Annotated in this window: 17 protein-coding genes; 8 read left to right on the top strand and 9 right to left on the bottom strand. The window is 74.8% G+C overall.

Going from position 1 to position 22,354, the window contains the following annotated elements:
* Positions 1 to 98 precede the first annotated feature (98 nt).
* Positions 99 to 1,052, bottom strand: a complete 954-nt coding sequence (locus tag QQS41_RS04525; protein ID WP_448851471.1) for a hypothetical protein — start codon at positions 1,050 to 1,052, stop codon at positions 99 to 101.
* Between the two features lie 117 nt (positions 1,053 to 1,169).
* Between QQS41_RS04525 and QQS41_RS04520 the strand changes: the two genes are divergently transcribed.
* Positions 1,170 to 2,411 (top strand): amidohydrolase, encoded by a 1,242-nt coding sequence (locus tag QQS41_RS04520; protein ID WP_448851976.1) that lies wholly within the window; start codon positions 1,170 to 1,172, stop codon positions 2,409 to 2,411.
* Positions 2,412 to 2,503: 92 nt separating this feature from the next.
* A complete protein-coding gene (locus tag QQS41_RS04515; RefSeq protein ID WP_448851470.1) occupies positions 2,504 to 3,913 on the top strand; it encodes an NAD(P)H-quinone dehydrogenase in 1,410 nt (469 codons plus the stop codon).
* 128 nt (positions 3,914 to 4,041) lie between these two features.
* Here QQS41_RS04515 and QQS41_RS04510 read toward each other — a convergent pair whose 3' ends face one another.
* From QQS41_RS04510 to QQS41_RS04495, 4 genes are all read right to left on the bottom strand, one after another.
* Positions 4,042 to 4,323, bottom strand: coding sequence for a mycoredoxin (locus tag QQS41_RS04510; protein WP_448851469.1), 282 nt, complete (start codon positions 4,321 to 4,323; stop codon positions 4,042 to 4,044).
* A gap of 197 nt (positions 4,324 to 4,520) precedes the next feature.
* Complete coding sequence (locus QQS41_RS04505) at positions 4,521 to 5,045, bottom strand: dihydrofolate reductase (RefSeq protein WP_448851468.1); 525 nt, start codon at positions 5,043 to 5,045, stop codon at positions 4,521 to 4,523.
* The gene (locus QQS41_RS04500) at positions 5,045 to 5,857 is read right to left on the bottom strand and encodes a thymidylate synthase (RefSeq protein ID WP_448851467.1); all 813 of its coding nucleotides are present in this window, start codon (positions 5,855 to 5,857) and stop codon (positions 5,045 to 5,047) included. The genes QQS41_RS04505 and QQS41_RS04500 overlap by 1 nt, the downstream gene beginning before the upstream one ends.
* A gap of 158 nt (positions 5,858 to 6,015) precedes the next feature.
* The gene (locus QQS41_RS04495) at positions 6,016 to 6,774 is read right to left on the bottom strand and encodes a 3'(2'),5'-bisphosphate nucleotidase CysQ (RefSeq protein WP_448851466.1); all 759 of its coding nucleotides are present in this window, start codon (positions 6,772 to 6,774) and stop codon (positions 6,016 to 6,018) included.
* Positions 6,775 to 6,811: 37 nt separating this feature from the next.
* Here QQS41_RS04495 and QQS41_RS04490 point away from each other — a divergent pair, with 37 nt between their 5' ends.
* A complete protein-coding gene (locus tag QQS41_RS04490; protein ID WP_448851465.1) occupies positions 6,812 to 11,071 on the top strand; it encodes a DEAD/DEAH box helicase in 4,260 nt (1,419 codons plus the stop codon).
* Between the two features lie 72 nt (positions 11,072 to 11,143).
* Here QQS41_RS04490 and QQS41_RS04485 read toward each other — a convergent pair whose 3' ends face one another.
* Complete coding sequence (locus tag QQS41_RS04485; RefSeq protein WP_448851464.1) at positions 11,144 to 12,373, bottom strand: MFS transporter; 1,230 nt, start codon at positions 12,371 to 12,373, stop codon at positions 11,144 to 11,146.
* A 165-nt stretch (positions 12,374 to 12,538) separates the two neighbouring features.
* Here QQS41_RS04485 and QQS41_RS04480 point away from each other — a divergent pair, with 165 nt between their 5' ends.
* From QQS41_RS04480 to QQS41_RS04470, 3 genes are all read left to right on the top strand, one after another.
* Entirely contained in the window at positions 12,539 to 12,955 is a 417-nt protein-coding gene (locus tag QQS41_RS04480; RefSeq protein WP_448851463.1) for a YccF domain-containing protein, read from the top strand.
* Between the two features lie 512 nt (positions 12,956 to 13,467).
* The gene (locus QQS41_RS04475; protein ID WP_448851462.1) at positions 13,468 to 14,079 is read left to right on the top strand and encodes a lipoprotein LpqH; all 612 of its coding nucleotides are present in this window, start codon (positions 13,468 to 13,470) and stop codon (positions 14,077 to 14,079) included.
* Positions 14,080 to 14,264: 185 nt separating this feature from the next.
* On the top strand, positions 14,265 to 14,807 hold the full coding sequence (locus tag QQS41_RS04470; RefSeq protein ID WP_448851461.1) for a lipoprotein LpqH: 543 nt from the start codon (positions 14,265 to 14,267) through the stop codon (positions 14,805 to 14,807).
* Positions 14,808 to 15,057: 250 nt separating this feature from the next.
* On the opposite strand, the gene pgi is transcribed toward QQS41_RS04470, so the two are convergent.
* Complete coding sequence (gene pgi / locus QQS41_RS04465) at positions 15,058 to 16,695, bottom strand: glucose-6-phosphate isomerase (RefSeq protein ID WP_448851460.1); 1,638 nt, start codon at positions 16,693 to 16,695, stop codon at positions 15,058 to 15,060.
* A gap of 250 nt (positions 16,696 to 16,945) precedes the next feature.
* Here pgi and QQS41_RS04460 point away from each other — a divergent pair, with 250 nt between their 5' ends.
* On the top strand, positions 16,946 to 18,421 hold the full coding sequence (locus QQS41_RS04460; protein ID WP_448851459.1) for an NAD-dependent succinate-semialdehyde dehydrogenase: 1,476 nt from the start codon (positions 16,946 to 16,948) through the stop codon (positions 18,419 to 18,421).
* Between the two features lie 185 nt (positions 18,422 to 18,606).
* Here QQS41_RS04460 and QQS41_RS04455 read toward each other — a convergent pair whose 3' ends face one another.
* Positions 18,607 to 18,903, bottom strand: coding sequence for a chorismate mutase (locus QQS41_RS04455; protein ID WP_448851975.1), 297 nt, complete (start codon positions 18,901 to 18,903; stop codon positions 18,607 to 18,609).
* A 114-nt stretch (positions 18,904 to 19,017) separates the two neighbouring features.
* Between QQS41_RS04455 and pcrA the strand changes: the two genes are divergently transcribed.
* Positions 19,018 to 21,666 (top strand): DNA helicase PcrA, encoded by a 2,649-nt coding sequence (gene pcrA, locus QQS41_RS04450; RefSeq protein ID WP_448851458.1) that lies wholly within the window; start codon positions 19,018 to 19,020, stop codon positions 21,664 to 21,666.
* Between the two features lie 109 nt (positions 21,667 to 21,775).
* Here pcrA and QQS41_RS04445 read toward each other — a convergent pair whose 3' ends face one another.
* A complete protein-coding gene (locus tag QQS41_RS04445) occupies positions 21,776 to 22,330 on the bottom strand; it encodes a hotdog fold domain-containing protein (protein ID WP_448851457.1) in 555 nt (184 codons plus the stop codon).
* Positions 22,331 to 22,354: the final 24 nt, after the last annotated feature.

Raw genomic sequence — 22,354 nt, 5'->3', positions numbered from 1 at the left:
CGCCGGCTCCGCGCCCCGGGGGCCCGCACCCGGGGATCCGCGCACGGAGAAGGGCCCGGAGCGCATCGGCTCCGGGCCCTCCGCCATGTCCGCCTCCGTCAGCCGGGGACGGCGACGACGAAGAACGTCGCGGCGTCATCGTCGACGACCTCGCCGCCCTGCAGGATGGTGATGCCGTTCGGTGACACCCGGTAGACGGTGTCGCCGTGGGCCGCCTCCCAGCGGTGCACGTCCGCGCCGCCGGCCCGGGGCTCGGAGTACGTCGCGTACGGGACGGCCGCCAGGGATCGGCTGGTGACGCCGGTCCCCCTGCCGTAGCCCCGGTAGATCGCGTCGGATCCGGCGGCGCAGACGACCGCGCGGTAGTCGCCGGTCTCCATCGCCAGGAGGACCGACTCCCCGAGCGCGCACGTCGGGCCCGAGGCGAACCCGACGTCGGTGAGCCCGTCGGACGCGGAGCCCCAGGACGCGTAGCCCCCGCCGGAGGAGGGCACGTCGTCACGCTCCGGCGCGGTCCCGGGCTCCGCGGTGTGCGTCACCGTCCGCGTCTCCGCGGCGGCCTCCTCCGCGGTGCGGGTGGCCGTGGCCGTGGCGGTCTCCGTGACCGTCACGGCCGGCGCCCCGGAACCGCCGCCCGGGCCGCCCTCCGGCGACGCCGCGGCGCCGGCGTCGTCCGAGCCTCCCAGGGCGCCCCACGCCAGCAGCGCGGCGCCGGCGAGCAGGACCACGGCCAGGGCCGCCACCAGCGGCATGACCCACGGGGAGGTGCGGCGGGGCCCGGCGGCGCGTGCGGCGCCCGGCGCCTGCTGCGGCGGGATGAAGCCCGTCGCCGCGGCGCCGGCGGGCTCCGCCGGGGCGTTCGACCACGCGTGCTCCGAGCGGGTGCCGTAGCCGCCGGCATCGCCCCGGTAGGCGTCGTCGCCCCACCCGGAGGCGGCGGAGGAGCGCCAGCCGGAACCGGGAAGCTCCCACCCGCCGGAGTCCGCGGAGCCGCCGGCGGCGCCGGAATCCCCGGCGCCACCTGCGCGTGCATGGTCATCGGGCCTCGTCATGCGGACAGTATCGCAGACGATACGACGCGATTGGCGGGTCACGTTCCCCCTGGCACCCCTCGGCTCCCCGGCCACCGCGCCGGACACCGCGCCGGGCGGGGGAGGGGCGGGCCTATGATGGAGATCATGATCGAGGACTTCATCAGGGACTGGTGGCGGCGAAACGGCGACGGGATGCAGCGCCGGCGCCGCCATCTGCACGCCAACCCTGAGCTGTCCCACATGGAGCGGGCGACGACCGATCTGGTCGTGTCGAATCTCGAGGAGGCCGGGCTGGAGCCGGTGCGGCTGCCCAACACCGGCGCGCTCGTCGACATCGGGGAGATGCGCCACGACGCCGACGGCGAGCCCGTCGGCCGCGTCGCCTTCCGCGGCGACATGGACGCGCTGCCCATCACGGAGGCCACGGGCCTGCCGTACTCCAGCTGCAACGAGGGCGTCATGCACGCCTGCGGCCACGACTTCCACACCACCATCACCCTGGCGACGGCGCTGGCGATGGCGGAGTACGACCGGGAGCACGGCCTGCCCGTGCCGCTGCGGTTCATCTTCCAGCCGGCGGAGGAGGTCATGACCGGCGGCGCCCCCGACGTCATCGCGTTCGGCGGCCTGGAGGGCGTCTCCCGCATCTTCGCCCTCCACGTCGAGCCGAAGCTGCGCGTCGGCCACGTCGGCGTCCGTGTCGGCGCCATCACGTCGGCCGGCGACAGCCTGCGCATCAACCTGCAGGGCCCCGGCGGCCACTCCGCGCGGCCGCACCTGACCTCCGACGTCGTCTACGCGATGGGCAAGCTCATCACGGACATGCCGGGCCTGCTGTCGCGCCGCATCGACCCGCGCTCCGGCACCGTCATGGTCTTCGGCGCCGCCAACGCCGGCCACGCGGCCAACGCCATCCCCACGGACGGCACGATGCTGGGCACGATCCGCACCGCCGACGCCGGGGTGTGGCGCACCCTGCAGCCGCTGGTGGAGGGGCTCATCGAGGAGATCCTCGCGCCGACCGGCGTCACGCACACGCTGGAGTACACCCGCGGCGTGCCGGCCGTCGTCAACGACGACTACTGCACCGCCCTCATCGCGGACACCGTCCGCCGCGTCGACGAGAACGCGGTCATCCAGGCGCCGCAGTCCTCCGGCGGCGAGGACTTCGGCTGGTACCTGGAGCACGTCCCCGGCTCGATGGCCCGCCTGGGCTGCTGGTCCGGCCGCGGCGACAAGCACGACCTGCACCGCGACGACCTGGTGGTCGACGAGCGGTGCCTCGGCGTCGGCGTGCGCCTCTTCGCCGGCATCGTCGCCCGCTACGAGGACGGCGACGCCGACCGGCTGGCCGCAGCCCCGGGCCGCCTGCGCTGACCCTCCCGGGGCACCTCCCCGGCCGGGCCGCCCCGCGCACGCGGCGGTAGGATGGGACGCGGCATTCACCGGCTGGACGACATGGAGGATCAGTGGCCAAGAGGATCGTGATCATCGGCGGGGGCCCCGCCGGCTACGAGGCGGCGCTCGTCGGCGCGAAGTACGGCGCCGAGGTGACCGTCGTCGAGGACGCGGGCCCCGGCGGCTCCTCGGTCCTGTGGGACTGCGTGCCCTCGAAGGCGTTCATCGCCGCCACCGGCGTCCGCACCGACATGCGCCGCGCCGACGAGATGGGCCTGCGCCCGGACTTCTCCAAGCGCGCCATCGACTTCACCGCCGTCAACGAGCGCGTGCAGCGCCTGGCGAACACCCAGTCCGCCGACGTCTCCGCCCAGCTGGAGCGCGAGGGCGTCACCGTCCTGCAGGGCCGCGGCCGCCTGGACGACTACGAGCCGGGCCGCGTCACCCACTACGTCACCGTGGAGCTGCTGGAGGGCGGCGAGGAGACCCTGGAGGCCGACCTCGTGCTGCTGGCCACCGGCGCCTCCCCGCGCATCCTGCCGGGCGCCCGCCCGGACGGCGAGCGCATCCTGACGTGGCGCCAGGTCTACAACCTGGAGGAGCTGCCGGAGCACCTCGTCGTCGTCGGCTCGGGCGTGACGGGCGCGGAGTTCGTGTCCGCGTTCACGGAGCTCGGCGTGAAGGTCACCATGGTCGCCTCCCGCGACCGCATCCTCCCGCACGAGGACGCGGACGCGGCGGACGCCCTGGAGGAGGTGCTGCTGGAGCGCGGCGTCGACGTCGTCAAGAACGCGCGATGCGACCTCGTGGAGCGCACAGAGGACGGCGGCGTCCGCGTCGTCACCTCCGACGGCCGCGAGGTGCTGGCGTCCCACGCGCTGATGACGGTCGGCTCCATCCCGAACACCCGGGGCCTGGGCCTGGAGGCCGTGGGCGTGGAGATGACCCCGTCGGGCCACATCCACGTCGACCGCGTCTCCCGCACCAACATCTCCGGCATCTACGCCGCCGGCGACTGCACGGACCTGTTCCCGCTGGCCTCCGTCGCCGCGATGCAGGGCCGCATCGCGATGTACCACGCGCTCGGCGAGGGCGTGAACCCCATCCGCATGAAGACGGTCGCCTCCGCGGTGTTCACCCGCCCGGAGATCGCCACCGTCGGCGTCTCCCAGGCGCAGATCGAGGCCGGCGAGGTCTCCGCCCGCGTCGAGGTGTTCCCGCTGGCCGGCAACCCGCGCGCGAAGATGCGCTCCCTGCGCCACGGCTTCGTGAAGCTGTTCTGCCGCCGCAACTCCGGCATCATCATCGGCGGCGTCGTGGTCGCCCCGACCGCCTCGGAGCTCATCCTGCCGATCGCGGTGTGCGTGTCCAACCAGCTGACGGTCAACGACCTGGCGGGCACGTTCTCCGTGTACCCGTCGCTGTCGGGCTCCATCACGGAGGCCGCGCGCCAGCTGATGGCGCACGACGACCTGGAGTGACCCGCCGCGCCCGCCGCGTGCGCGTGATGCGCGCCGCGTGCGGGTTCCGCCCGCGCGTGACGACGGCGCCGCCCCCGGACCTGGTCCAGGTCCGGGGGCGGCGCCGTGTTCGCGTGGAGGGGAAGGGATTACGCCTCCGCGAGCTCCTTGTAGATGCGCGCGACCTGCTTCACCGGCGGGTTGGTGGCGTGGCGGCCGTCGGAGTACAGGACGGTCGGGACGACGCGGTTGCCGTCGTTGACCGACTCGACCCACGCGGCCAGGTCGTCGTGCTTCTCCACGTCCCACGCCTCGAACGGCACGTCCAGCTCCTTCAGCCCGGACAGCAGCTTGGCGCAGTGGGGGCACCAGGAGGTGGCGTAGATGGTGACGTGCTCGGTGGTCTTCGGGGTCTCGATGTTGTCCGACATGCCCCGTTCAACGCGCCGCCGGGGCGGATCGTTCCTGCCCGGCCCCCGCACGGGGGTGAGGTGCGTTACGCCGGGAGGGGGCGGGCGCCGGGGCGGCTGCGGCGCGCCGCCGCCGTGGCGGGCGCGGCGGGCCGCCGCGGGGGAGGCGCCGGGCCGGGGCGGTGGCCGTCGCAAAGCAGATGCGGGTGAGGCGGCGCCTACCCGTCCCTGCGGCGCCACGCGGTGATGCGGTAGCGCAGCCCCTCCGGCTCGGAGGCGGAGGAGACCAGCCAGTCGCCGCGGCGCTCGGGCGCCCACCCGATGAGGTCGGGGGCGGTGACGGGGTGGTCGAGGCCCGGGTCGTGGTCGATCTCGGTGACGACGCACTCGTCGGCCACCGGCAGGCCCTCCCGGTAGACGCGGCCGCCGCCGATGATCCACGCGGCCGGCTCGTCGGCCAGCGCCGCCAGCGCCGCGTCGAGGTCCTCGGCGTGCTCCGCGCCGGGGAAGTCGTCGGAGGTCCGCGACAGGACGACGTTGCGGCGGCCCGGCAGCGGCCGGAACCGCGGGTTCAGGGACTCCCAGGTGCGGCGGCCCATGATGACGGGCGCCCCGAGCGTCGTCTCCTTGAAGTGCCGCAGATCCTCCGGCAGGTGCCACGGCATCGACGCGCCGTCGCCGATGACCCCGTCGGGGGTCTGCGCCCAGATCATGCCGACGAACGCCGGCCGCGCCGCGGACATCAGACCGACACCTTGCCGCGGATGACGGGGTGCGGGTCGTAGCCGACGACCTCGACGTCCTCGTACTCGTAGGAGAAGAGGTCGCCGGCCTTCCGCAGCTTCAGCTCCGGGTACGGGCGCGGCTCGCGGGTCAGCTGCAGACGGCACTGCTCCACGTGGTTGTCGTAGATGTGGCAGTCGCCGCCGGTCCAGATGAACTCGCCGACGCCGAGGCCCGCCTGCTGCGCCATCATGTGCGTCAGCAGCGCGTAGCTGGCGATGTTGAACGGCACGCCCAGGAACATGTCCGCCGAGCGCTGGTACAGCTGGCAGCTCAGCTTCCCGTTCGCGACGTGGAACTGGAACAGCAGGTGGCACGGCGGCAGCGCCATCTGATCGAGCTGCCCGACGTTCCACGCGGAGACGATGTTGCGGCGCGAGTCCGGGTCGATCTTCAGCAGCTCCAGCGCGCCGGCGAGCTGGTCGATGGTGCGGCCGTCGGGGGTGGGCCAGGAGCGCCACTGGACGCCGTAGATGGGGCCGAGGTCGCCGTCCTCGCCGGCCCACTCGTCCCAGATGGTCACGCCGCGGTCGTTCAGCCAGGTGTTGTCGGACAGGCCGCGCATGAACCACAGCAGCTCGTGGACGATGGACTTCAGGTGCACCTTCTTGGTGGTCAGCAGGGGGAAGCCCTGCTCCAGGTCGTAGCGCAGCTGGCGGGCGAAGAGGCTGCGGGTGCCGGTGCCGGTGCGGTCGGACTTCGGGACGCCGTGCTCCAGGATCTCGCGGAGCAGGTCCTCGTAGGGGGTGGGGATGGCGCGGGCGTCGGTCATGCCCGCCAGGGTAGCCCGACGCCCCCGCCCCGGCGGGTGCGGGGCGGGGGCGTCGGGTGCGGCGCGCGGGCCGCGGCGCCGGGGTGCGCGGGGCACGCGGTGCGCGACGACGTGCCGTGCGGGGGCGTGCGCCGCGTGACGACGCCCCGTGCCGGCGATCAGTCCTCCGGGTTGGCCTCGCGGTACTCCTTCACCGCGGCCAGGATCTCGTCGGCGATCTCCGGGCGGCAGATGAGCATGTCCGGCAGGTACGTGTCCTCGTGGTTGTAGCTCGGCTCCGAGCCGTCGAGGCGGGAGACGTGCAGGCCGGCGGCGCGGCACACGCCGACCGGGGCGGCGGAGTCCCACTCGTACTGGCCGCCGGCGTGGATGTAGGCGTCCACGTCGCCGAGCAGCACGTGCATGGCCTTCGCGCCGGCGGAGCCCATGGGCACCAGCTCGCGGTCCAGCTTCTCCGCCACGAACTCCGCCATCTTCGGCGGGCGGGTGCGGGAGACGACGATCTTGCCGGACATCGGGCCGGTGACGGCCTTCGCCTCGCCGGTGTGGAACACCTGGCCGAGGTCCGGCAGGCCGACGGCGGCGTGGACCGGCTGGCCGTCCTCCACCAGCGCGATGTGCACCGCCCAGTCCTGGCGGCCGCCGGCGAACTCGCGGGTGCCGTCGAGGGGGTCGATGACCCAGACGCGTCGGTTGCGCAGGCGCTCCTCGTTGTCGGACGCCTCCTCCGACAGCACCGCGTCGTCGGGGCGGTGCTGCTCGAGCACGCGCGCGATCCACTCCTGGGACAGCGCGTCGCCCGCGTCGCCGAGGATGCGGCCGCGCAGCAGGCCCACGTTGCGGACGCCCTTCAGGATCTCGCCGGTGCCCTGGGCCAGTCGGAGGGTCAGGGTGGCATCATCTACGGTGCGTGACATACCCATGATGATAGGGGGAACGGACGGGAGGTGCCGGATGCCCTCCCCGGACCCGTTTTCGGCGCCGGTGCGGGACTGGTTCACCGCCGAACTGGGCGAACCGACCGCCGCGCAGGCCGGCGCGTGGGACGCCATCTCCCGCGGGGAGGACGCCCTGGTCGTCGCCCCGACGGGCTCCGGCAAGACGCTCGCGGCGTTCCTGTGGGCCATCGACTCCCTCGTCCGCGCCATCGGCGACGGCGACGCCGGGGGTGCGGTGCGCGTGCTCTACGTCAGCCCGCTGAAGGCCCTCGGCGCCGACGTCGAGAGGAACCTCCGGGCCCCGCTGGAGGGCATCGCGGAGCGCGCCGGGCTGGACCGGCCCGTCTCCGTCGGCGTGCGCTCCGGCGACACCCCGCCGGCGGAGCGGGCGCGGCTGGCGCGGCGGCCCCCGGACATCCTCATCACCACGCCCGAGTCGCTGTTCCTCATGCTGACCTCGAAGGCGCGGGAGGGACTGCGCGGCGTGCGCGCCGTCATCGTCGACGAGGTCCACGCCGTCGCCGGCTCCAAGCGCGGCTCCCACCTCGCGCTGAGCCTGGAGCGCCTCGACGACCTGGTCGCCGGGCCGCGCCCGCAGCGCATCGGCCTGTCCGCCACCGTCCGGCCGAAGGAGCGGGTCGCCGACCTGCTCACCGGCGGCCGCGGCGCCGTCATCGTCGACCCGCCATCGGAGAAGCGCTGGGACGTGCGGGTGGAGATGCCGGTGGAGTCGTTCTCGGCACTGGGCGACGGCGGGGCCGGCCCCGGCGGCGCGCCCGGCGGAGACGACCCCGCGGAGGACCCCGTCGCCGACCCCGCCCGCGAGGGCGTCGACCGCCCCGGCAGCGTGTGGCCGCACGTCGCGGAGCGCGTCTACCGGGAGACGCTGGCGGAGCGGGCCTCCATCGTCTTCGTCAACTCCCGGCGCAACGCGGAGAAGCTCACCGGCCGGCTCAACGAGCTGTGGGCCGCCGAGCACGACCCCGGCCTGCTCTCCGCCGTGATGCGGCGGCCGCCGGCGCAGCTGGGCCTGGTCGACGACATCGCGGGCCAGGCCGCCCCGGCGTTCGCCCGCGCCCACCACGGCAGCGTCTCCCGCGAGGGCCGCGAGGAGATCGAGGAGGCCCTGAAGTCCGGCCGGCTGCGCTGCGTCGTCGCCACCGGCACGCTGGAGCTCGGCATCGACATGGGCGACGTCGACCTGGTGGTGCAGGTGGAGTCCCCGCCGTCGGCCGCCGCGGCGCTGCAGCGCATCGGCCGCGCCGGGCACCGCGTCGGCGCCGTCTCCCGCGGGATCGTCCACCCGCTGCACCCGGCGGACCTGCTGGAGTGCGCGGTCACCGTCTCCCGGATGCTCGCCGGGGACATCGAGGAGCTGCACGTGCCGGAGGGGCCGCTGGACGTGCTGGCGCAGCACACCGTCGCCGCCGCGGCGCTGGAGCCGCTCGACGTCGAGGCGTGGTGGGCGACGGTGCGCCGCGCGATGCCGTGGCGCCGCCTCGCCCGCCCCGTCTTCGACGCGGTCGTCGACCAGGTCACCGGGGGCTTCACGACGCCCGACCTGGCCGATCTGCGCCCGCCGCTGGAGCGCGACGGGGACGTGCTGCGGGCGCGGAAGGGCGCCCAGCGCCTCGCCGTCACCTCCGGCGGCACCATCCCGGACCGGGGCCTGTTCGGCGTGTTCCTCGCCGGCGGCGACGACGGCGCCCGCCGGGTCGGGGAGCTCGACGAGGAGATGGTGCACGAGACGCGGACGGGTGACGTCGTCACGCTCGGCGCGTCGAGCTGGCGGGTCACGGCGATCACCCGCGACCGCGTGCTGGTGGTGCCCGCGCCGGGGCTGACCGGCCGGCTGCCGTTCTGGAACGGCGACGACGCGGGCCGGCCGCCGGAGCTCGCCGCCGCCGTCGGCGCGGCGCTGCGCGACCCGGCGGCGCTGGAGCCCGTCATCGGCGCCGCGGGCGTGCGGGAGCTGCAGGGGCTCGTCGCCCGCCAGCGCGCCGCCGCGGGCCCGGTGCCCGACGAGCGGGACCTGCTGGTGGAGTCCTTCCGCGACGAGACGGGCGACTGGCAGGTCGTCCTGCACAGCCCCCACGGCCGGGCGGTCAACGCCCCGTGGGCCATCGCGGCGGGGGAGCGGGCCCGGCGCCTGCACGGCGTCGACGCGCGGCCGGTGGCCTCCGACGACGGGGTCGTGCTGCGGCTGCCGGCGATGGACCCGCCGCCGGGCCCGGAGCTCTTCGACGTCGACCCGACCGTCGTGCCGGAGCTCGTGTCCACGACGGCGCTGTTCGCCGCCCGCTTCCGCGAATGCGCCGCCCGGTCGCTGCTGCTGCCGCGCCGCCGCCCCGGGTCGCGGCAGCCGCTGTGGCGCCAGCGCCTGCGCGCCGAGCAGCTGCTCACCGCCGTCCGGGGCATCCCCGGCTACCCGGTCCTGCTGGAGACCACCCGCGAGGTGCTCCGCGACGTCCACGACCTGCCCGCCCTGGAGCGGGTGTTGGAGTCGGCCCGGCTGCACGGCGCGGTCACGCCCTCGCCCAGCCCCTTCGCCGCGGCGCTGCTGTTCCGCTACACCGGCGAGTTCCTCTACGAGGGCGATGTGCCCGCCGCCGAGCGCCGGGCCGTCGCGCTGCGGCTCGACCCGGACCTGCTGGCCGCGGTCGTCGGCCAGGTGGATCTCCGCGAGGTGCTCGACGACGGGGCCGTCGCCGCCGTGGTCGATTCCCTGCGGCACCGCACCGACGCCACGCGCCCGCGCGACGCGGGCGAGGTCCTCGACGCCCTGCGCGAGCTCGGGCCCGTGCCGGAGGAGGAGGCCCGCGAGCTGGCGGCCGCGGCCGGCGGGGTGCCGGAGGAGGCGGTGCGCCTCGACGTCGGCGGCCGCCCGCACGTCGCCCACCCCGCCGACGCGGACGTCGCCGACGCCGACCCGGGTGCGGTGCTGCGCCGCTGGGCGCGCCGCCGCGGCCCGTTCACCGCGGACGAGGCCGCCGGGGCGCTCGGCTGGGGCCGGGGAGCGGTGGCGGCGGCGCTGGAGCACGCCGACGTCGTGCGCGGCCGCTTCCGCCCGGGCGTGGAGGAGCCGGAGTGGTGCGACCGCGACGTGCTGGCGCGGCTGCGCGCCGCCTCCCGCGCCACGGCCCTGGCGGAGATCGAGCCCGTCGCCGCCGCCGCGCAGGCCCGCTGGTGGGGCGGCCGATTCGGCCCCGATGCGGGCGCCGCCGCGGAGGACGTCGTCGAGGCGCTGGCCGGCGTCGCGCTCGCCGCCGACGAGTGGGATCTGCTGGCGGGGGAGGGACGCCTCGACCCCCTGGCCGCCGACGGCGACGTCCTGCTGCGCCCCGACGGCCGCGACCTGCGCATCATCCCCGCCGACCTGCCGGACGCGCTGCCCGCCCCGGACCCGGCGGCCGAGCCGTCGCCGGACGACGGCGGCGGGCGCGCCGCGGAGCTGCTCGCCGTGCTGCGCCGCGGCGGGTCGTGGACGTACCGGGACCTCGTCGCGGAGGTCGGCATCTGCCGCGACGAGCTCCTGGCCCTGGCGCGGGCGGGCTACGCCTGCCCCGAATCCATGCAGGTGGCGCGGGCGATGGCGGGGGAGGAGCCGAAGCCCGCGGCCGTGCGCTCCGTCCGCCCCGGCCGCCGCCGCTCCCGCGCCCGCATGCCCCGCCCCGCCGACGTCGACGGCCGGTGGCGCGCCGCCCCGGAGCCGGCGGACGACCCCGTCGGCGACGCCGAGGGGCTGCTGGCCCGCTGGGGCGTCGCCTGCCGGCCGGCCGCCGAGGCCGACGGCCTGTCGTGGGCGCGGCTCTACCCGGCGCTGCGCGCCCTGGAGGACGCGGGCCACGTCATCCGCGGCGGCTTCGTCGCCGGCTGCGGACCCGCCCAGTTCGCCGAGCCCGCCGTCGTCGACGAACTGCGCCGGGCGCCCGCCGGCGAGGCGGTGCGCGTCGTGCCCGCCCGCGGCCCCGCCAACCCGTGGGGCGCCCTCGCCCCGTGGCCGGAGACGCCCGGCGGGCGGCCGACGAGATCGGCCGGGGCGCGCGTCGTCCTCGCCCCCGGCGGGGAGTGCGCGGCGTGGCTGAGCCCCGGCGGCTCCTCCCTCCTGGTCGTCCCCGGCCGCGAGGCCGACGCCGTCGAGGGGCTGCGCCTCCTCGGCGCCGGCCCCGTGCGCACCGTCAACGGGGAGGACGCCCTGCGGTGCGCGGAGCGCGAGGCGCTGGTCGCCGCCGGCATGCGCGCCCACCCGTCGGGCCTCGCCGTCCGGCGGCGGTAGCGGGGCGAGCGCCTGCGCCGGCGGCCGCGCCGCCGGTCCGCCCGGCGGGGGCCGCGGCCGCGTGCCGCGGAATCAGGCCGCGGCGGACGCGGCGCCGCCGCGGGGCCGGAGCGTGTCCTCGACGAAGCGATCGCGGGTGGCCAGGAAGGATCCCGTCGCAACGATCCCGGTGGCGGCGACCGTCATGGCGAAGGGCGCGAGCCACCCGCCCGAGACGTCGTGCAGCAGGCCGAACAGCAGCGGGCCGACGCACGCCAGCGTGTAGCCGCCGCCCTGGCAGAACGACGACAGGCCGCGCGCACCCGCGGTCGTGCGGGCGCGGAGGTTCACCAGCGTCAGCGCCATCGGGAAGCTCATCGGGCCCAGCCCCGACAGCGTCACCCACACCCACGGTGCGGCCATCGGCGCGAGCATCATGCCGGCGTTGCCGGCGACGTACATGAGGAAGCACGCCACCAGCACCGGGTACGGGTCCCGCATCCGGCCGGCCGCCATCGGCCCGAGCACGGAGATGACGCCGCCCAGGCCCGACCAGTACGCGAGCATCAGCCCGCCGAACTCCGCCGACGCGCCCGCGCCGGTGAAGATGACGGGGATGAACATCATGAAGCCGAAGGTGGTGAAGCTGGTGAAGCCGAACATCATCAGCAGGCCCAGCCCCACGGGCGACCGCCACACCGGCACCCGCGCACCCGCCCCGGGCTCCTCCAGCACCGGGCCGTCGCCCGACAGCGCGTGGACGCGTCCGAGCAGCAGCGGCAGCCACGGCAGCGCCGCCACCACCGCCACCGGCGCCCACACCAGCAGCGACGTCCGCCACGAGCCGGTCGCCGACGCCAGCGGCTCCGCCAGCAGGGGAGCGGCGGTCATGCCGACCTGCATCGCGATCATGTAGCCCACCGACATCGACGGCACCCGGTCCGGGAAGTACGCCCGCACCGCCAGCGGCGCCAGCGCATTGGTCACGCCGAGCGCGAACAGCGCCACCGCCGTGCCCGCCAGCAGCGCCGGGGTCGACGGGCCGACGACGCGCAGCACCAGGCCCCCGGCCGTGGCGAGCATCGCCGCCGCCAGGCCGCCCGGCAGCCCCAGGCGGCGCAGCAGCGCCGGCGCCGCGAACGCGGAGACGGCGAACAGCACCGGGGGCAGCATGCCGATCACGCCGATGAGGCCGTTGGTCAGGCCCAGGTCGGGGGTGATGCGGTCGATGAGCGGGGGCAGCGCGGTCACCGCGACGCGCATGTTCAACGCCGTCAGCAGGATGCCCGCGAGCGCCAGGAGGCGGATGCGAGGGGTGGTCACGCCGGGCCACCCTACGCCCCGGTGCGGCGTCCGCACGCCGGGGCCGGTGCGGGGCGGCGGCGGCCACGGGGACGGTGCGGCGCAGGGGCCCGCGGGCGACCGCCGGCGCGGCCGCGGGCTCAGCGGGCCCGGGCCGTCACCTGCGAAAACGCGTAGGGTGGGGTCATGAAGACCGTCATCAATTTCATCCTCAACATCATCTGGCTGCTCACCGGCGGCCTGGTGCTGGCGCTGGCCTACTTCCTGTTCGGCCTGCTCGCCTGCATCTTCATCATCACCATCCCCGCGGGCGTCGCATCGTTCCGCATCGGCGCCTTCATGCTGTGGCCGTTCGGCCGCGCGGTCGTGGAGAAGCCGGGCGCCGGCGGCGGCTCGCTCATCATGAACGTCATCTGGATGGTCGTCGCGGGCGTGTGGCTGGCCATCGGCCACGTCGCCACCGCCATCACCCAGGCGATCACCATCATCGGCCTGCCGATGGCCTGGGCGAACCTCAAGCTCATCCCCGTCACCTGCTTCCCGTTCGGCAAGCAGATCGTCGACGGCGACCGCGCCGGCGGCTTCGTGCCCCTCGCCCGCTGACCGCGCCCGCGTGCGGGTTCCACCGTGCGCGTGACGACGGTCCCCTCCGCGGCCCCACGGCCCCGGCCCCGCTTCCCGGCGGGCCGGGGCCGTCGCCGTGTCCGGGGCGGATCCGCGGCGGGCGCTGGGGAGCGGCGGGGCGGGCCGGTATGCGGCGCGCGATGCGCGGGCGGATTCCCCCCCCCGGGGTGCCGCCGCGGTATCGCCCGGCGGATTCCGGCATGCGATGCCCGCGGATTTCACGGGCGATTCCCCGGACGATTCCCCGGATGCATATGGCGTGCGCCCAGATCGTATACGCCGAAGATGAAGCGGGGATGAAGGATGACGGGGCGCTCATTCCCGAAAAGGCCTGGTGAAACGGGGATTAGAGTTCCTTCACATTCCTTGGGGGAGCGAATGCGCCGTGCTTAGCCTGGAGGTGCCCCGCCGATGAGGAACGGGAATGGAATCGGACGGGGACCGGATGCGCCGGGAATCGCCCGGCGCCGAACGAGAGGACACGATCCGACATGAACCCCCGCACCATCACCGCCCGCACAATGGCGCTCGTCGCCGCCGGCACCACCGCCGCCGCGCTGGCCGCCTGCTCCGGAGGCGGCGCGGACCTCGTGCCCGTCTCCGACGACGCGACCGTCACCACCGTCACCGAAACCGTCCGCGAGGGCGGCCCGCCGGAGGGTGAGGGGCGGGACGGCGCCGCGCCGTCCTCCGCGGAGGCGACCGCGTCCTCCGCGGCGACCGGCTCCCCGGAATCGTCCGCGCCCGCGGGCGGTGGCGGGGAGGCGACGGTGACCGTCGCCGGCGAGCGGCTCGACGGCCCCTTCGCCCCGCTGCGCTGCGAGATCGGCGACGACGATGACGACGATCGCGACGACCTGGACATCGAGGCCGGCCGCGACGACGACTCCACCGGCGTCGTCGAGCTGGAGATCGACCGCTTCGACTCCGAACCCCGCCTGGAGGAGCTGGAGATCGAGGTCCGCGGCACCGAGATCGAGATCGAGGGCCGCGAGGCCCGCGACGCGACGGTCTCCCGGGACGGCGGCACGTGGATCGTGGAGGCCGTCGACGGCGCCTCCGGCGACGTCCGCGTCGAGGCGCCCTGCGGCCCGCTGCGCTGACGCCGCGACCGGCGCAACGGGCCGGTAACGGTCCCGCATCGGTTCCCGCCATGGAGGGGGATCGGCGGTAAACGTCGGTTACCCTTGATGTGTCACCACGGTCCGCCGCATGGCGCGGCCCGCCGGCGACCGCCGACGACCGTGCACGACCACGAACGACATCTTCGACGAAGGAGACCCAGCCCATGAAGCTCCGCACCCGCACCGCCGCCCTGTTCGCCGTCCCGGCCCTGGCCCTCGGCCTGGCGGCCTGCTCCAACGACGACGCCACCGTCGTCACCTCCGCCCCGGTGACCGACAAGGCCGCCGACGCGGTCACCGGCGACGACACCGCCACCACCACCGCCACCGACGGCGGCACCACCACCGCCACCGGCGCCCCGCTGGGCCAGGACCCGGCGACGGTCCAGGTCGGCGGCCATGACGTCGAGGGCGAGTTCGCCCCGGTGCGCTGCGAGGTCGACGACCGCGACCTCGACGTCGAGGCCGGCCCGGACGAGTCCCGCGGCCAGGTCGACATCGAGATCGAGGACTACCAGGGCACCCCGCGCCTGGAGGGCCTGGACATCGACACGGCGAACCTCCACGTCGAGGTCGACGACCGCGACGCCGAGGGCGCGACCGTCACCCGCGACGGCGACGTCTGGACCATCGAGGGCCAGGGCCACCACGACGATGACGAGAACCGCGTCGAGCAGGTCCGCGTCGAGGTCGTCTGCCCGGTCTAGTCCGGACGACGCGCAGGCGGCCGCGGTCCACGCGGCCCCGCCGCGCGCATGGCGACGGGGCGGGCGCCCCGGGGACATCCATCCCCGTGGCGCCCGCCCCGTTTTTCCGTCGCCGCGCGACGCGCATGCCGGCCCGCGTCCCGGGCCGGCGCGGCGGCGCGGACGCCGCGCGGCGGACGTCGTCACGCGGAGACCGCGTCACGCGCGCACCCGCGCGCCGCACGCGACGGGCGACCCGCGCCTGCCGGCGCTACCGGTTGTCGCGGTACCAGCCCAGCAGCGCGTCGGTGGAGGCGTCGCCGGAGTCCGCCGCCGCCTCGCCGGTGACCGCCGGAAGCAGGTCGCCGGCCTGCTTCTTGCCCAGCTCCACGCCCCACTGGTCGAAGGAGTTGATGCCCCAGATGACGCCCTGGACGAACGTGATGTGCTCGTACAGCGCGATGAGCGCGCCGACGGCGTCCGGGGTCAGCTCCTCCGCGAGGATGGTCGTGGTCGGGCGGTTGCCCGGCATGACCTTGTGGTTCACCAGCTCGGCGGGCACGCCCTCGGCCTCGATCTCCTCCGCCGTCTTGCCGAAGGCGAGGACCTTCGTCTGCGCGAAGAAGTTCGACATCAGCAGGTCGTGCATGGAGCCGGAGCCGTCGGCCGTCGGCAGGTCCTGGCGCGGTCGGGCGAATCCGATGAAGTCCGCCGGCACCATGCGGGTGCCCTGGTGCAGCAGCTGGTAGAACGCGTGCTGGCCGTTCGTGCCGGGCTCGCCCCAGTAGATCTCGCCGGTCGCGCAGGTCACCGGGGTGCCGTCGACGCGCACGGACTTGCCGTTGGACTCCATGGTCAGCTGCTGCAGGTACGCCGGGAAGCGCGACAGGTCCTCCGAGTACGGCAGGACCGCGTGGGACTCGCAGCCCAGGAAGTCCGTGTACCAGACGCCCAGCAGGCCCATGAGCAGCGGCAGGTTGCGCTCCGCCGGGGCCTCGCGGAAGTGGCGGTCCATCGCCTCGAAGCCCTGCAGGAAGCGGGTGAAGTCCTGCGGGCCGACGACGGCCATGACGGACAGGCCGATGGCGGAGTCGACGGAGTAGCGGCCGCCGACCCAGTCCCAGAAGCCGTACATGTTGTCCGTGTCGATGCCGAACTCGGCGACCTTCTCCGCGTTCGTCGACACCGCCACGAAGTGCTTGGCGACGGCCGCCTCGTCGCCCAGCTGCTCGATGAGCCAGCGGCGGGCGGCGTGGGCGTTCGCCAGCGTCTCCTGCGTGGTGAACGTCTTGGAGGCGATGACGAACAGCGTCGACTCCGGGTCGACCTCCTCCAGCACCGCCTGCAGATCCGACGGGTCGACGTTGGAGACGAAGCGGGCGTCGATGCCGGCGGTGGCGTAGGTGCGCAGCGCCTTCGTCACCATCGCCGGGCCGAGGTCGGAGCCGCCGATGCCGATGTTGACGATCGTCTTGATGGTGTGGCCGGTGTGGCCCAGCCAGTCGCCGGAGCGCAGGGCGCGGGCGAAGTCGCGCATGCGGCCCAGCACCTCGTGCACGTCGGCGGCGACGTCCTGGCCGTCGACCTCCAGGTCCTTCTCCGGCGGCATGCGCAGCGCGGTGTGCAGCACCGCGCGGTCCTCGGTGGAGTTGATGTGGGCGCCGGAGAACATCGCCTCGCGGGCGTCCTCCACGCCGGCCTCCCGGGCCAGGTCCAGCAGCGACTGCAGCGTCGCGTCGTCCACCAGGTTCTTCGACAGGTCCACGTGCAGGCCGGCGGCGTCGACGGTGAGCTTCGCGGCGCGCTCCGGGTCGGCGGCGAACAGCTCGCGCAGGTTCGTCGCGCCGATGGTCTCGACGTGGTCGGACAGGGCCTTCCAGGCGCCGGTCGTGGTGATGTCCAGGGTCATGCTCGCTCCCTCGCAGCCGTGAGTCGTTCGTCGCGCCGCCCGCCCGGCGCCCGCCGCCGGGGGTGCGCGGGCGCGGCCGGGGCGCGGGCGCCGCGCCACGGGCGGCGTCGCTGCCCCCAGAGTAGTTCGGGCACGCGCCCGCCGCCGGGGCTCCGGGGAGGCGGGGGAGCGGCCGCCCGCGGCGGCGAATGCGGAGGATCCCCAAAACGAACAATCGACATTTACCTTTTCGGGGGTAACACTGTGGGGCATGACCGATTCCACCTTCACCGCGAAGACCCCCGCCGAGATCCTCGACGGCGTGCCGACCCGGCTGTACCTGGGCGGCGAGTTCCGCGACGCCTCGGACGGCGGCACGTTCGAGCTGCGCGACCCCGCCACCGACGAGGTGCTGACCGAGGTCGCCGCGGCGACCGAGGAGGACGCCCGCGCCGCCCTCGACGCCGCCGTTGCCGCCCAGGAGTCCTGGGCCGCCACCCCGCCGCGCGAGCGCGGCGAGATCCTGCGCCGCGCCTTCGAGCTCATCAACGCCAACGCCGAGAAGCTGACCTACGTCCAGTCCCTGGAGATGGGCCGCGCCCTGCCGGACTCCGCCGCCGAGGTGACCTACGGCGCGGAGTTCCTCCGCTGGTTCGCGGAGGAGGCCGTGCGCATCACGGGCGACTACCGCACCGCCCCGTCGGGCAACGCCCGCATCCTCACGGTCCGCCAGCCGGTCGGCCCGTGCCTGGCCATCACCCCGTGGAACTTCCCGCTGGCCATGGGCACCCGCAAGATCGCCCCGGCGCTGGCGGCGGGCTGCACCATCATCGCCAAGCCCGCGTCGAAGACGCCGCTGACCATGCTGTTCCTGGCGAAGATCCTGGACGAGGCGGGCGTGCCCGCCGGCGTCGTCCAGGTCCTGCCGGCGGCGAAGTCCTCCAACGTCTCCGCGCTGCTGGACGACGACCGCCTGCGGAAGTTCACCTTCACCGGCTCCACCGAGGTCGGCCAGATGCTCGCCGCGAAGGCCGCGGAGACCTCCATGAAGGTCTCCCTCGAGCTCGGCGGCAACGCCCCGTACGTCGTCTTCGAGGACGGCGACGTGGAGAAGGCCATCGCCGGCGTGAAGGGCTCGAAGCTGCGCAACGGCGGCCAGGTGTGCATCGCCCCGAACCGCTTCCTGGTCCACGAGTCCCTGGCGGAGCGCTTCGCCGAGGGCGTCGCCGACATGTTCCGCGAGCTGCGCGTCGGCCCGGGCACGGACCCGGAGACCACGCTCGGCCCGCTGGCCATGCGCTCCCAGCAGGAGATCGTCGCCGACCTGGTCGACGACGCGGTGAAGAAGGGCGCCCGCGTGGTCTACGCCGGCGAGGTGCCGGAGGGCGACGGCTACTGGTCCGCCCCGACCGTGCTGGCCGACGTGCCGGCGGACGCGAAGATCATCGAGGAGGAGATCTTCGGCCCCGTCGTCGCCATCACCACCTTCACCGACCGCGACGCCGCCATCGCCGACGCCAACGACACCCCGTTCGGCCTGGCCGCGTACCTGTTCAGCGAGAACCTGACCTCCGCCCTCGACGCCGCCGAGCGCCTCGAGGCGGGCATGGTCGCCGTCAACAAGGGCGGCCTCTCCGACGCCTCCGCCCCCTTCGGCGGCGTCAAGCAGTCCGGCATCGGCCGCGAGGGCGGCTTCACCGGCATCGACGAGTTCCTGGAGCAGAAGCTCATCTCCCTGGAGCCGTAGACGCTCCCGCGGTCCCCGGCTGCCCGGGGTCCGCGTGACGACGGCGGCCGCCGCAGCGCACCGGTTGCGCCGCGGCGGCCGCCGTCGCCGTCTCCGGTGGTCCCCGCGCGTCGCGTGACGACGCGCGCCCGCCGCGGCCATGCGGCCGCGGCGGGCGCCGTCGTCAAGCCCGGGGAGGGGAGGGGTCAGCCCAGCCGGCCGCGGCCCATCCGCAGCAGCGCGGAGGCGACCGCGGGGCCCTCGGGGCCCAGCTTGTCGCGGAACTCGTTGATGATCTGCAGCTCCCGGCCGTGCACCAGGCGCGTGCCGCCCGAGCCCATGCGGGTGCGGCCGACGGCCTTGCTCACCGCGGTGCGGCGCGTGATCGCGTCGATGATGATGGCGTCGAGGCGGTTGATCTCCTCGCGGTAGCGCTCGATCTCCTCGCTGGACAGCGGGTCGTCGGTGCCGGTGGGGGTGCGGACCACGAAGGCGTCGATCATCGGGTTGCCGGTGTCGGGGGCGCGCCCCGGGGTCTGCTCGCTCATGCCCCCATCATGCCAGGCCGCGGCCGCCCCGGGACCGGTGTCGGGGGCTCCGATAGGCTGGTCGCCATCATGGCCGACGATCAGATCCCGCTCCCGCCCCCGCCCGCCGACGAGCCGCCGCCGGAGGCCCCGTTCCCCGACGAGCCGATCCCGGAGGACGCCGGGCCGGCGGCGGAGGAGAACCCGTTCGCCGCCGCCGACTCCGACCGGTGGGCCCGCGCCGCCGGCGACCGCGACCCGTTCGGCGGGGCCGATGCGGGCGGCGTCGGGGGCTTCGGCGGCTCGGCCGGCCCGGTCGGCTTCGGGGCCGTCGCCGCCGCGGGCACGGGGGAGCGCAACCCGTTCGCGCCCGCGGGCGGGGGAGCCGGCGCCGAGGCCGCGGGCTCCGGCGGGCCGGACGCGCGCGACGCGTTCGGCGGCGAGGATCTGCTGGAGGGCCTCAACCCGCAGCAGCGTGCCGCCGTCGTGCACGAGGGCCGTCCGCTGCTCATCGTCGCCGGTGCCGGCTCCGGCAAGACGGCGGTGCTGACGCGGCGCATCGCGCACCTCATCGCCCACCGCGGCGTGCACCCGGGCCAGATCCTCGCCATCACCTTCACCAACAAGGCGGCGGCGGAGATGCGCGAGCGCGTCGCGGCGCTCGTCGGCCCGCAGGCGCAGCGGATGTGGGTGTCCACGTTCCACTCGACGTGCGTGCGCATCCTGCGCAACCAGCACGCCCTGGTCGACGGGCTGAACTCCAACTTCTCCATCTACGACGCGGACGATTCGCGGCGGCTGCTGACGATGATCGCGAAGGACATGGACCTGGACCTGAAGAAGTTCACGGGCCGCGTCCTGTCCTCGCGCATCTCCAATCTGAAGAACGAGCTGACCGGCCCCGCGCAGGCGGCGGAGGACGCGGCGACGACGCGCAACCCGTTCGACGAGACGGTGGCGCGGGTCTACGCCGAGTACCAGAAGCGCCTGCGGGCGGCGAACGCCGTCGACTTCGACGACCTCATCGGCGAGGTCGTCCGGATCTTCCGGCAGCACCCGCAGGTCGCCGAGTACTACCGGCGCCGCTTCCGCCACGTGCTTGTCGACGAGTACCAGGACACCAACCACGCCCAGTACGCGCTGGTCAGCGCCCTGGTGGGCAAGGGTGAGGACGCCAGCGAGCTGTGCGTCGTCGGCGACTCCGACCAGTCCATCTACGCCTTCCGCGGCGCGACGATCCGCAACATCGAGGAGTTCGAGGAGGACTACCCGGAGGCGGAGTCCATCCTGCTGGAGCAGAACTACCGCTCCACCCAGACCATCCTGTCGGCCGCCAACGCGCTCATCGCCCGCAACGAGGGGCGGCGGGAGAAGAAGCTGTGGACCGACCTCGGCGAGGGCGAGAAGATCTCCGGCTACGTCGCCGGCAACGAGCACGACGAGGCGCGGTTCGTAGCCGCCGAGATCGACCGCCTGGCCGACTCCGGCGACTACCGCTACGCCGACATGGCGGTCTTCTACCGCACCAACAACTCCTCCCGCGCGCTGGAGGACGTGTTCATCCGCCTCGGCGTGCCCTACACCGTCGTCGGCGGCACCCGCTTCTACGAGCGGCGCGAGGTCCGCGACCTCGTCGCCTACCTGCGCGTCCTGGTGAACCCTGACGACGACGTGTCGATGCGGCGCATCATCAACGTCCCGCGCCGCGGCATCGGCGCGAAGGCGCAGGCGCAGACCGCCCTGCACGCGGAGGACATGGGGATCTCCTTCGGCGCCGCGCTGCGCGCCGTCGCCCGCGGCGAGGTTCCCGCGGTCGCCGGCCGCGGCCGCAACGCCATCGCCGGGTTCGTCGAGCTGCTCGACGGGCTGCAGGGGTTCCTCGCGGAGGACGGCGACGTCGGCGCGCTGGTGGAGGAGATCCTCGACCGCACCGGCTACCGCGCGGAGCTGGAGGCGTCGAACGACCCGCAGGACGCCACCCGCCTGGACAACCTCAACGAGCTGGTCTCGGTCGGCCGCGAGTTCTCCGCGGAGGCGCGGATGAGCGAGGCGGTGGCCGAGGAGGGCGAGCCGGAGCCCGGCAGCCTCCAGGCGTTCCTGGAGAAGGTCAGCCTCGTCGCCGACGCGGACCAGATCCCGGACGACGAGCGGGGCGTCGTCACGCTCATGACCCTGCACACGGCGAAGGGCCTGGAGTTCCCGGTCGTGTTCGTCGTCGGCTGGGAGGACGGCCAGTTCCCGCACATGCGCGCCATGGGCGACCCGAAGGAGCTGGCGGAGGAACGCCGCCTGGCCTACGTCGGCATCACCCGCGCCCGCGAGCGCCTGTACCTCACGCGCGCCCAGACCCGGTCCTCGTGGGGCGCCCCGCAGTCGAACCCGCCGTCGCGGTTCCTCGGCGAGGTGCCGGACGACCTCATCGGCTGGGAGGGCGAGACGGGCCCGGCCCCCGGCGGCTACGGCGGGGGCTTCGGCTCCGGCGGCTACGGCTCGGCGTTCGGCCGCGGCACCTCGCGCCGCGGAGCCCGGTCGTCGTCCGCGTCGTCGTCCGGCCCGCGCACCCCGGCGTCGGGGCTGCAGCTGGCCGCCGGCGACAAGGTGGTGCACGACAAGTACGGCCTGGGCACCGTCCTCCAGGTCGACGGCGCCGGCCCGCGCGCGACGGCGACCATCGACTTCGGCTCCGCCGGCAAGGTGCGGCTGATGCTCATCGGCGGCCTGCCGATGGAGAAGCTGTAGCGGCCGCGCCCGCACGCGGCGGCGCATGACGACGGCGGCCCGCGGACCCGGATGGTCCGCGGGCCGCCGCCGTCGCGTCACGGGCCCCGCTCCGGCGCGGGGCGGCGGGCTAGGAGGCCTTCGGCTTCTTCGCCGTCACCCACGTGGTGATGACGCACTCCTGCACGACCGTGCCGCGGGAGTCGGTGAGCGTGATGCGCACCGGCATGTCCACGCCGCCGGTCTCCGGGGTGATGGCGCCGAAGTCCGGCAGGTCGGCCTCCGCGACGCCCGTCAGGCCGCCCTTGGAGATGGTCTTGTACTTCACGTCCATGGCCTTCGGCACCCAGCGGTGGGTGGCGGGCACGGACGCCTCGCACAGCATGCCCATCGCCATCTCCGCGACGTTGCACGCGGCGATGGCGTGGAACGTGCCGATGTGGTTGTTGATGCCCCACCACTTCGGGGCGCGGACGACGGCGCGGCCGGCCTCCATCTCGGTGACGTGCGGCAGGACCGTCGCGAAGTACGGCGCCGCCAGCGACGCGGCGACGGAGAACAGGCGGGTGCCCGCCGGACGGTCGGCCAGCTTCCGCCACATCTGCATGGTGCGCGTCTCCGGGCGGCCGGACTCGCCGGCGGTCGCGGGGACGGCGGGGGTGGTGCTCACGTCGGTGCTCGTCATGGCCCCGACGCTAAAGCGCCCGCC

It is taken from the genome of Corynebacterium sp. 335C (assembly GCF_053525695.1).
The sequence above is the reverse complement of the archived record's forward strand: the minus strand, read 5'-3'. Positions and strand labels throughout refer to the sequence as shown.

Coding starts and splice junctions, on each gene's coding strand:
- QQS41_RS04525 (WP_448851471.1), bottom strand. CDS start 1,052: ATGACGAGGCCCGATGACCATGCACGCGCAGGTGGCGCCGGGGATTCC.
- QQS41_RS04520 (WP_448851976.1), top strand. CDS start 1,170: ATGGAGATCATGATCGAGGACTTCATCAGGGACTGGTGGCGGCGAAAC.
- QQS41_RS04510 (WP_448851469.1), bottom strand. CDS start 4,323: ATGTCGGACAACATCGAGACCCCGAAGACCACCGAGCACGTCACCATC.
- QQS41_RS04505 (WP_448851468.1), bottom strand. CDS start 5,045: ATGTCCGCGGCGCGGCCGGCGTTCGTCGGCATGATCTGGGCGCAGACC.
- QQS41_RS04500 (WP_448851467.1), bottom strand. CDS start 5,857: ATGACCGACGCCCGCGCCATCCCCACCCCCTACGAGGACCTGCTCCGC.
- QQS41_RS04495 (WP_448851466.1), bottom strand. CDS start 6,774: ATGTCACGCACCGTAGATGATGCCACCCTGACCCTCCGACTGGCCCAG.
- QQS41_RS04490 (WP_448851465.1), top strand. CDS start 6,812: ATGCCCTCCCCGGACCCGTTTTCGGCGCCGGTGCGGGACTGGTTCACC.
- QQS41_RS04480 (WP_448851463.1), top strand. CDS start 12,539: ATGAAGACCGTCATCAATTTCATCCTCAACATCATCTGGCTGCTCACC.
- QQS41_RS04475 (WP_448851462.1), top strand. CDS start 13,468: ATGAACCCCCGCACCATCACCGCCCGCACAATGGCGCTCGTCGCCGCC.
- QQS41_RS04470 (WP_448851461.1), top strand. CDS start 14,265: ATGAAGCTCCGCACCCGCACCGCCGCCCTGTTCGCCGTCCCGGCCCTG.
- pgi (WP_448851460.1), bottom strand. CDS start 16,695: ATGACCCTGGACATCACCACGACCGGCGCCTGGAAGGCCCTGTCCGAC.
- QQS41_RS04460 (WP_448851459.1), top strand. CDS start 16,946: ATGACCGATTCCACCTTCACCGCGAAGACCCCCGCCGAGATCCTCGAC.
- QQS41_RS04455 (WP_448851975.1), bottom strand. CDS start 18,903: ATGATCGACGCCTTCGTGGTCCGCACCCCCACCGGCACCGACGACCCG.
- pcrA (WP_448851458.1), top strand. CDS start 19,018: ATGGCCGACGATCAGATCCCGCTCCCGCCCCCGCCCGCCGACGAGCCG.
- QQS41_RS04445 (WP_448851457.1), bottom strand. CDS start 22,330: ATGACGAGCACCGACGTGAGCACCACCCCCGCCGTCCCCGCGACCGCC.